Below are 9,116 nucleotides of genomic sequence, written 5' to 3' on the forward strand. Positions count from 1 at the left end.
TGGCTCGGTGGGTGAGAGCCTGGTTCGCGAATGGGATGAGCCGGAGGAGACCGTGTCCAAGCAGCCGGAGGAGGAATCCCATTCCGGGTGAGGCACCCGGCGAGGACTGCTTTCCTCTGACTGCTCAGTAGACTTCGTCCTCGCGAATCGCCAGCCCGGCGAGCTGGACCAGCTTCAGGCACGCGGCGCGGAAGGCACCTGCCTCTCCCTCACTCTCGGGTGAGTGCACGTTGTAGGCCCGGTAGTGCCCCGCGCGCGTCCCTTCGAGCAGCCAGCTCGCGCCATCGGAGTAGACCACGTGGTCACCCTGGGAGTGGCGCGGTGTCAGCCCCCAGAAGTTGGCGGCCTTCAGCGCGAGGACGACCTGCGATGACTCTTCAGGCGTCAGCAGGCGCGTGTGGTCGACGGCGAACTTCCCGGTGACCGCTCCACCGGGTGCTACCGATACGCCATCCAGCTGCTTCGCATGGAGCTGGAACACCGGGCCACTGCGCTCCACGCGGATGACCACCGGCGCGTGGAAGGAGCGGAGCCAGGTGAAGCGGTAGCTCTCCGCGTCCGAAGCGGCGGGCCACAGGCGCTTCTCGCCCATGACACCGAGCTCGGCCGAATAGAGACAGTGATGGAGCCGGTCCCAGTCATCGCCCTTCTTGTCGGCCTGGAAGTCGGGCCGGAAGGAGAGGGACAGGGCCTGCCTCGGGAGCAGGTCCGTCCAGGGGGTCTGCTCCTCCTCGGGCGCGTAGCAGTTCCCCAGGTAGAGCGACGGGGTGCCGGTTGACCACGCGACGAGCCGGGGCTTGTCGTGGGCACACGCGCCGAGCATCAGCCCCAGGCACGCGGCGAAGGATCCACGGAGCAGGAACACCAGATGGGCAGGGAGGTTCGTCTCACGCATGGCCTCACCGTGCGCCCGGGCCGCTCCGGATTCCTCACGGTTCGGTCATGGTTCCCGCATCTCCTCCTCAGCGCAGGTCCAGGATGCGCCCCTCACGCAGCCACCCATTCGCATCCACCGTGAGCGGCGCCCCCACGGCCATCACCTGCTCCGGCGCCTTCCGCGTCAGCCACCCCAGCCATGCACACAGGGCCGCGTCGAGCTGGTCATGCGTGGGCAGCTCCCCAGGAGGGAACCTCAACCCTCGGGCCTCCAGCACCGCGCGCCGCCGCTCGCGGCCCTCGCGTGACGCCTTTGCCCCCAACTTCTCCACAGCCAGCGCCCGCCATGTCGCGCCCGGAAAGGCCTCGAAGAGGCGGGCCTCACCCAGCTCCCCGGTGTCCACGTCCAGCATCGGCAGTCCGCCCCGGGCCCGCAGGCCGGCGAACAGCAGCACCCCGCCTCGCACGAAGCCCGCGAAGGGACGGCCTGGCTCGGGCAGCACGTCCGGTGTCCGCCCCGGCGCTCGCAGCAGCCGCTCCGCCTCGCGCACCGACGCCCCCGGACGCGCCAGCGCCTGCGGCCCATCCACCACGAGCACGTCCTCCGCGCCCACCGGGAACGCCCCCGCCAGCGCCACCGGGTCGAAGCCACCCGTCCGTGACGGAGCGGGCCACCGCAGCTCCGAGAAGCGCACCCGCCCGCGCGTGTCGACCTCCGCCGTGTCCACCGGCCGACACGCGCGCGAGTACGGGTCCGTCAAATCCCAGCCCACGAAGCGCACGGCCTTCCTCAAACACGCGGAGTGCTGCGCCGTCCACTCCGCCCCGTTACATCCTCCGCCCTCATCTCCCGGGCAGGACACACGAGGTGGCACGCACATGAATTACCGGCAGCTGGGCCGCACCGGCCTGTACGTCTCGGAGCTGTGCTTCGGAGCCATGACCTTCGGCGGCGAGGGCTTCTGGAAGGCCATCGGCGCGCAGGGGCAGGCGGAGGCGGACAAGCTCGTGGGCCGCTCCCTGGACGCGGGCATCAACTTCTTCGACACCGCCAACGTCTATTCCTTCGGCGCCTCCGAGACGATGCTCGGCAAGGCCCTGGGCGCGAAGCGCTCCAGCGTCGTCCTCGCCTCGAAGGTCCGCGGGCGCATGGGACCCGGCGTCAACGAGCTCGGCCTGTCGCGCGGGCACATCATGGACCAGGTCCACGCGAGTCTGAAGCGCCTGGGTACCGACTACATCGACCTGTACCAGATTCACGGCTACGACGCCGTCACGCCCATGGACGAGACGCTGCGCGCGCTCGATGACCTCGTGCGCCAGGGCAAGGTGCGCTACCTCGGCGCGTCCAACCTCGCCGCGTGGCAGCTCATGAAGGCGCTCGGCATCAGCGAGCACAAGGGCCTCGCCCGCTTCGAGTCCCTGCAGGCCTACTACACCATCGCCGGACGTGATTTGGAGCGCGAGCTGGTGCCGCTCATGAAGGACCAGCACCTGGGCCTCATGGTGTGGAGCCCGCTCGCCGGCGGCTTCCTCAGCGGCAAGTACCGCCGCGACCAGCAGGGCCCCCAGGGCGCCCGCCGCGCCGAGTTCGACTTCCCGCCCGTCAACAAGGAGCGCGCCTACGACATCATCGATGTCATGGATGGCATCGCGAAGGAGCACGACGTCTCCGTGGCCCGCGTGGCGCTCGCGTGGCTGCTGCACCAGCCGCACGTCACCACCATCATCATCGGCGCGAAGACGGAGCAGCAGCTCGAGGACAACCTCGCGTGCACGAAGCTCAAGCTCACGCCCGAGCAGCTCGCGAAGCTCGACGCCGTCTCCAAGCTCCCGCCGGAGTACCCCCAGTGGATGCTGGAGCGCCAGGGCGGCGACCGCGTGCCGCCCACGAAGTAGCCCTCAGTTCCACGGCAGCGAGGAGCGCTTCCCCCAGTACACCGAAGCCTCCTCCGCCAGTCCCTCCAGCCGCGCCTCCAGCTCCGCGCTCCAGGCCACGGAGCGCGCGGCCAGGTTCTCCCGCAGCTGCTCCACCGTGGACGCGCCGCTGAGCACCACGGACACCCAGGGCCGAGCCAGCACCGCGGCGAGCGCGAGCGCATCCGGTGTCACCCCCGTCTCCGCCGCCAGCTCGCGCAGGGGCCCGGTCTCCGGCCCCGTGTCGCGCGAGGTGAGGCGCCCATTGGCCACCGCCTCCTTGACGATGACGCCCCAGCCCGCCGCGTGGGCCTCCGCGAGCGCGGGCCCGGCGGAGCGCTCCAGCAGGTTCCACGTCGCCTGTACGCAGGAGAACACCGGTGCTCCGTCCACGCGGACCTCCAGTGCCCGCCGCAGCACCTCCCCCTGCGAGGCGCCGCTCAGCGACAGCCCCACGGCGACGCCTTCCTCCCGCAGCCGGACCAGCTCCGCGAGGACGGCCGTGTCGTCCAGCACGCCGCTCTCGAAGGTGGCGGAGTGAATCTGGTACAGCGCCAGGTGGGGCCCCAGCAGCGCCCGGCTCTCCGCGAGCTGGCGCCGCAAGGTGGGCAGGCCGTGGTCCTTCACCTCATGGCGCTCGGCGTCCACGCGCCAGTCGGCGGTGTACGTGTAGCCCCACTTGGAGCCCACCGTGACGTCACCGGGACGCAGGCCCCGCGCCGCCAGCCATGAAGCGAGGAAGGCCTCGGCCCGGCCATAGGAGCGCGCCGCGTCGAAGTAGCGGACTCCGGCGCCGTACGCGGCATCCAGCACGGCATGGGCCCGCCGCTCCATGGCGGAGACGGAGCGGTCCTCGCCGAAGTCCGCGCCATGGCCGAGGGTGATGTAGCCCGGCCGGCCGAGCGCGGCGAGTCCCAGCCCCAGGGAGGTAACGGCGGGCCCGCGGGCCCCGAGCGTCCGAGTCATGTCAGGCTGGATCGTCTTTGAACGGGAGCGCCCAGTCGCCGTCGTACTCCATCTTCATGGGGATGCGCGCCAGGGGAGGGCAGTACCGCAGCGGCTCGTCAATCCGCATGCCCCTGCGCTCGGCGAGCCGCAGCAGCGCCAGCCCTTCGAACCAGATGAACCGGTACGCGACGAACTGGTCTGGCGAGGTGCCCAACCTCACGGCCTGGGCCTCCGTCTCTTCCTCGTGCTGATGGAGGACGCGCTCCAGGGCGGTGAGGAAGCGGCTCCGGTCTCCCGCGAGGAGTGCCCGGAACACCTCCAGCCGATCCGCCTGACTCTCGGCGAGCACGCGCTCGTGCTGGCGGAGGAGGTCCTGGGAGAAGGTCCCTCCGTCCGGCAGCGCGATGAACTCCTGGAGGAGGTGGGCCCACGCGAACTCGTCCTCGTATTCGTCCTCACCCCGCTGGGAGGCGGAGACGCGGCACAGGTCGCGTGCGAGGTCCCAATAGCTGGCCGCCACGGCGCCGAGCAGCGGTATGTTGTCGGAAGCGGGAGGGAGCGCCGCTTCCCGGGTGCGCAGGTGGAGGAGCAGCCGGCGCCAGTTCTCCGCCGCGCAGCCCAGATGGTAGAAGAGGTATTGAGGGCTTCCATCGAGCAGCAGGGTCGTCACTCCCTGGGTGTGGAAGTGCACGCAGGCCTCGCGCACCAGGCCCACGAGCTCCTCCACCGTTCCCTCCGCCAGCACCTCGGGGAAGGCGTCATCGAAGAGGATGTCCAGCGAGTCCGCCGCTTCTTCCCGGAGCGCCGCGAGGTCGAACTCCATCACGCCTCCAGGTTGGTGAAGGAGCCGTCCCAGCCATCCGCCTGCAGCAGCCGGTAGCCGGTGACCTTGCCGGCCTTGAGGGCGTCGGCCACGGTCTGGTCCACCACGTACTTGCGCATCAGGGGCTTGAAGCGGAACAGGCGGGCCCGGGGAGAGATGAGCTCCTTCTTCAGGACGAGGGTGCGGACCCGCTGGATTTCGCTCTCGTCGAAGGGGTCCTTGTCATAGACGGACTTCTCCAGGTCGATGCCGTCCTCGCCGCCGAGCGGGTGGATGATGAAGTACTCGGGACCCACGACCTTGTCCTTGTGGTCCTTCACCGCGACGGGCAGGTACTCGCAGTTGTCCACTCCCACCGAGTCGAGGATGTCCTTCACCTTCTTCGAGGCGATGATGAGGCTCATCGTGTTCGCCACGAAGTCGAAGAGCTTGCGGTGCTTGGGGAAGTCCCTGGAGAACCTCAGGGTGGCCCCCGCCGGGAACTGCGCGGCCTGGGGCTGGTTCTTGAAGAGGCGCCACTTGGATGGCGCTCCCTCCACGTAGGTCTCGATGACAGCGCCCGGGTTGCTGATGGTGTCGAGCATCCAGAACATCCGGTTGTCGGTCGTCATCAGTTCATCGCTCCCTCGGGGAAGCGCCTGCGCCTCCCGGTGCTCGCACGCTTGCCCTTCGAAATGAACTTCACCAGGTTGTCCTTGGGGCGCTTGCCCTGCAGATACAACTTGACCGAGTCCTTGCCCAGGTTCTTGAGCTTGTCCCAGAGGTCATCCTCGACCTTGGTCAGCATCTTGATGAGCTGTGGGTAGAACGCCGCGTGGGGCTTGTCGCTCTCCGTGGCCTCCTTGACCTTGTCCTTCACGCCCTCCAACTCTTCCTTGGAGTGCTTGATGTACTCGGCGTGGCTGCCCACATGCGCCAGCAGGCAGTGGGGGGACACGTCCGAGGTGGGCAGGGGCACGATGTTGTGCCCGTTGTTCACGTCGTAGCCCGACGCGCGAATCAGCTCCTGCTCCTGGTCGTTGAAGTGGGACTGGCTCTTGCTGTCGAAGACCTCGATGGGAATGAGGTGGTGGGCCACCCATCGATACGGCGTGGACGTCGTGAAGAAGAAGTAGAGCTCGGCCTTCGTCTTGTGGGTGAGCTTCTTCGTCAGGAAGAAGCGCTTGTCCTTCCCCGGGAAGCCGCCAGCCTCGGGGAACTCGAAGCACTCCTTCCACTTCGCGCTGTCCTTGACGATGGCCCAGACCGGGCGCTGCTCGGCCAGCTTCTCCACCTTGTCCAGCATCACCTTCTTCTTGGCGTCGTCACAGCCCGAGAAGAGGTAGCTGAAGGGCCACTGGTTGTAGCGCCCCCGGCCTCCATGCTTGTGGACGTACGCGGGGCCTCGGTACTGGTAGTGACCCCTGCGCTTGAGCGGGTCCGGCGTGTTCGCGTGGTTGCTCTTCTGCTCCTGGTCCTTCTTCTTGGCCTGCGCCTCCAGCTCCTGGATGAGCTGGTTGGGGTAGGCCGGGTCCTCCAGCTCGGGGAACTTCTCGTTCTTGAAGGTGTTCTCGTCGACGCTGCTGAAGTTGAAATCGTCGAAGTTGGTCTTCTTCTTGGCGCCGCCGGTTCCGGTCTTGCTCATGAACGACCTTCCTTCTTCGAAGTGGACAGCAGGATGGCCGCCCGTGGCGCCTGCCTGTCTTCCGAGGTGAGCACCACCGCCGAGCGGGTCCGGGCATAGCCGCGCTCGAGTCCCCGGAGTGTGACACAGACGCCCAACGCGCCCGAGACGACTCCCGTCTCACCAAAGCCGAGCGCGGGGAACCAGGTGCGCTCGAGCCTCCACTCGGGACGTTCCGTGCGCAGCCGCAGCAGCAGGTTGCCCCACTCCAGGGCTCGCCGTTGCTCGCCATTGTGGTCGCTCACGAGCAGGGGCTCCTCCGAGGCACTCTCGCCGGGTGGCAGCACCCGCTGGACACAGGCCGCCAGGTCACGGCCATCGGCTCGCTCGGGCTCGGGTGACTCCAACACACACACGTCCTGGAGGAGGACGGGCGACGGGGTGCTCGCATCCGGGTGTCCCGTCACCGGCCGGAGCAGCAGCGCCACCCCGGCCTCACCCGGGACGAAGCCCACGGGGTGGTCCTCCGTTTTGACGCGCCTGGACAAGGCGAGCTGGCCCAGGGTGGGAGCCGACAGCAGGCTGTCCACCGCCACCACCAGGCAGGCTCCCGCCTTCCGGGAGGTGAGGACCTCTCGCGCCGCCTGGAGCGCCTGGGCAAAGGCCACATGGCCCCCCGCGAAGAAGCGCTTTCCTCCCCGCCAGGAAATCCCGAGGTTGTCGAAGGTCTGCCTCAGGACGAACTCGCCGAGCACGTCACGCCTGCGCGCCGCGTCTTCCCGCAGCTCGGCGCGCATCGGGAACTCGCGGGCCAGGGCGTCCGGCAGCACCAGGAAGAGGGGGGTGTCGGCCCCCAACTCCTGGAGCGCCACACGCGCCTGGAGGTCCAGGAGCGTCTCATGGAGGATGGCGGCCAGCCTGCCCGCGGCGGAGAAGCCGAAGGTGACGCCGGGGATGGCGCACGTCACCAGCGGAATGGGGGCATTGTCCTCCTCTGGGAAGTACCGGAATTCACGTGAGGCGCTCGCACGGCTCACCCCCGCTCGGAACGCGGCACAGGCCGTGACGAAAGGCCCCAGGCATGAGCTCATCGCGGCGTCGGCAATCTCCAGCCTCATGGGGTGGAGGATAACCGAGGCGGGGTCCATGCAAACCGCCTGCCCGTACCTGGGGTGAATCCGACGCCGCCGGGGGGTCGGCCCAGGCATCCAGCCTGTCACGGCACTTCCGGGAGGACCGACCCTGCGGGTGGACAGTCCCGATGCAGTCGATATTCTTCGGTCCGCATGGCGTTAGCCGTGGATGAATTCCACGGTGCCCACGTGAGGTCCGTTCGGAGCGCACCCCCTTGGCTCCAAACGCTCGCGTGGAAGGAGTGCGGTTGCCCGGACGACCTTGGAGGTCCGGCGTGCGGCGGCTCCGTTGCATCGTGGGGGGCCTGCTCGGGCCCCGGGGGGTTGAAGTAATCCCGGGGCCCGAGAGTCCTCGTCTCAGTCGTCACCTCGCTACGGCTGGGACTCGGCTGCCCGCGTGGGCGCGCCCGCCGCGAAGGACAGCAAGTACGCCGGCTCGTCTTTCGTAATCTCCCCGAGCAGCTCCTCCGCCAGCGAGTACAGCGGCCACCGCTCCATGGCCGTCTTCCGGAACTGGTCGATGGCGCCCTCCAGCGCTTCAATCCGAGCGAGCGCCGCGGTCCGGCCCAGCTCGTCCTCCGCGTCCTGCGCGCCGCTGCGCATGAGCTGCAGGCCCGCCATGCGCTCCATCATGGTGGGCTGGGCGGCCATGCGCGCGCCGATGTCGCGGGTGACGCGGCCCAGCCGCTTGCGTCCCTCGGCAGACACCATGCCGCGCGTGCCCACGTTGCGCGTGCGCAGAATCCACGAGCCCCGGTCCACCACGCTGCGCGACACCGCGCTCATGGCCATGGCGCTGGCATCCGGCACGCCAGCGTCCGTCAGCTGCTTGCGCGCCCGCTGGTACAGCTCGGCGAACGAGTTCTCCCGCCACACCGGCAGCGTGGACACCTTCTCCAGCGCGTCCTGCTCCGCGTCCGTCATCTGCGAGCCCTGCTCGGTGTCACCCAGGAGCACCAGCAACTGGAGCTGCATGGACTGGGGGTGCGCCGCCGCCAGGGCCTCCAGCTTCTGGCGGAACACCTTGCGCGCCTCCTCGTGCGAGGACTCGGGCAGCGCGTCGCCGCGCAGCGCGTCCATCACCGCCAGGTAGAGGGCCGGGTCCTCCAGCTTGGGAACCCGGGCCAGCAGGAAGAGCGCCTTCTCCGAGTCCAGCCGCCGCGCGCCGAGCGCCAGCAGCAGCTTCACGTCGTCCGAGGCGCGCGCCCAGGCGGCCTGCTGCGCCTCCGCCTCGGCCGGGTCTGGCGGCAGGGGCGTGGCGCCGGGCAGCAGCTGGCTCTTGCTCAGGTCCGGCCGGCCCTGGGCCACCCACGCCTCGCGGAAGGCCTGCTGCCAGCCGGTGCCGGCGCGCCGCAGCTCGCGCATCTTCCGCAGCAGCGCCACCTCCGGGGCCTTGGGCGCGGCGTCCTCCAGCTTCTCGAAGGCGGCATCGGTCTCCGCGTCGTTGCCCGCCTCCACGCCGAGGCAGGCCTGGAGGAAGAGGGCGGGCGCGTGGTCCGGCTTCAGCTTGAGGGCCTCGGCCAGCTTCGCGCGGGCCTCGTCGGGCTTGCCGGTGGCGGCGGCCCGGGCGGCGCGGTCCGTGTGGAGCAGCACCTCCATGGGGGCCTGGGGCCGCGCGGGCTTCGCCGCGTGCTCCGTGTCGTGGTCGTCGTGCCCGTGCGCGTCTCCCTTCTTCGGGGGTGAGCCGAGGCGGCCTCCCCCGAGGATGAAGGCCGCGGCCAGCACCGCCACCACCATGCCGCCAATGCCGAAGAGCAGCGTCTTGCGGCGGGGAGAGGGGCTGGAAGGGGAGGAGGACGTCGGGTCCGTCATGGGG

Annotated in this window: 9 protein-coding genes; 1 reads left to right on the top strand and 8 read right to left on the bottom strand. The window is 69.4% G+C overall.

The annotated features are described in order from the left end of the window. Window positions 1–124 precede the first annotated feature (124 nt). Together HG543_RS22875 and HG543_RS22880 are read right to left on the bottom strand one after the other, a co-directional pair. Complete coding sequence (locus HG543_RS22875) at window positions 125–895, bottom strand: hypothetical protein (RefSeq protein WP_169346955.1); 771 nt, start codon at window positions 893–895, stop codon at window positions 125–127. Between the two features lie 67 nt (window positions 896–962). Further along, a complete protein-coding gene (locus HG543_RS22880) occupies window positions 963–1,658 on the bottom strand; it encodes a DUF429 domain-containing protein (RefSeq protein ID WP_169346956.1) in 696 nt (231 codons plus the stop codon). 97 nt (window positions 1,659–1,755) lie between these two features. Between HG543_RS22880 and HG543_RS22885 the strand changes: the two genes are divergently transcribed. Next, a complete protein-coding gene (locus tag HG543_RS22885) occupies window positions 1,756–2,775 on the top strand; it encodes an aldo/keto reductase (RefSeq protein ID WP_169346957.1) in 1,020 nt (339 codons plus the stop codon). Window positions 2,776–2,778: 3 nt separating this feature from the next. On the opposite strand, the gene HG543_RS22890 is transcribed toward HG543_RS22885, so the two are convergent. The 6 genes from HG543_RS22890 to HG543_RS22915 all read right to left on the bottom strand — a co-directional run. Beyond that, on the bottom strand, window positions 2,779–3,759 hold the full coding sequence (locus tag HG543_RS22890; protein ID WP_169346958.1) for an aldo/keto reductase: 981 nt from the start codon (window positions 3,757–3,759) through the stop codon (window positions 2,779–2,781). Window position 3,760: 1 nt separating this feature from the next. Further along, entirely contained in the window at window positions 3,761–4,564 is an 804-nt protein-coding gene (locus HG543_RS22895) for an Imm49 family immunity protein (protein ID WP_169346959.1), read from the bottom strand. After that, window positions 4,564–5,175, bottom strand: a complete 612-nt coding sequence (locus HG543_RS22900) for an imm11 family protein (RefSeq protein ID WP_169346960.1) — start codon at window positions 5,173–5,175, stop codon at window positions 4,564–4,566. The genes HG543_RS22895 and HG543_RS22900 overlap by 1 nt, the downstream gene beginning before the upstream one ends. Then, window positions 5,175–6,188 (bottom strand): AHH domain-containing protein, encoded by a 1,014-nt coding sequence (locus HG543_RS22905; protein ID WP_169346961.1) that lies wholly within the window; start codon window positions 6,186–6,188, stop codon window positions 5,175–5,177. The genes HG543_RS22900 and HG543_RS22905 overlap by 1 nt, the downstream gene beginning before the upstream one ends. Beyond that, entirely contained in the window at window positions 6,185–7,204 is a 1,020-nt protein-coding gene (locus HG543_RS22910) for a hypothetical protein (protein WP_169346962.1), read from the bottom strand. The genes HG543_RS22905 and HG543_RS22910 overlap by 4 nt, the downstream gene beginning before the upstream one ends. Before the next feature lie 468 nt (window positions 7,205–7,672). Next, on the bottom strand, window positions 7,673–9,116 hold a 1,444-nt coding region (locus tag HG543_RS22915; protein WP_246357231.1), incomplete at its 5' end, for a tetratricopeptide repeat protein.

Source organism: Pyxidicoccus fallax (genome assembly GCF_012933655.1).
In the GTDB taxonomy this organism is placed as follows: domain Bacteria; phylum Myxococcota; class Myxococcia; order Myxococcales; family Myxococcaceae; genus Myxococcus; species Myxococcus fallax.

Coding starts and splice junctions, on each gene's coding strand:
- HG543_RS22875 (WP_169346955.1), bottom strand. CDS start 895: ATGCGTGAGACGAACCTCCCTGCCCATCTGGTGTTCCTGCTCCGTGGA.
- HG543_RS22885 (WP_169346957.1), top strand. CDS start 1,756: ATGAATTACCGGCAGCTGGGCCGCACCGGCCTGTACGTCTCGGAGCTG.
- HG543_RS22890 (WP_169346958.1), bottom strand. CDS start 3,759: ATGACTCGGACGCTCGGGGCCCGCGGGCCCGCCGTTACCTCCCTGGGG.
- HG543_RS22895 (WP_169346959.1), bottom strand. CDS start 4,564: ATGGAGTTCGACCTCGCGGCGCTCCGGGAAGAAGCGGCGGACTCGCTG.
- HG543_RS22900 (WP_169346960.1), bottom strand. CDS start 5,175: ATGACGACCGACAACCGGATGTTCTGGATGCTCGACACCATCAGCAAC.
- HG543_RS22905 (WP_169346961.1), bottom strand. CDS start 6,188: ATGAGCAAGACCGGAACCGGCGGCGCCAAGAAGAAGACCAACTTCGAC.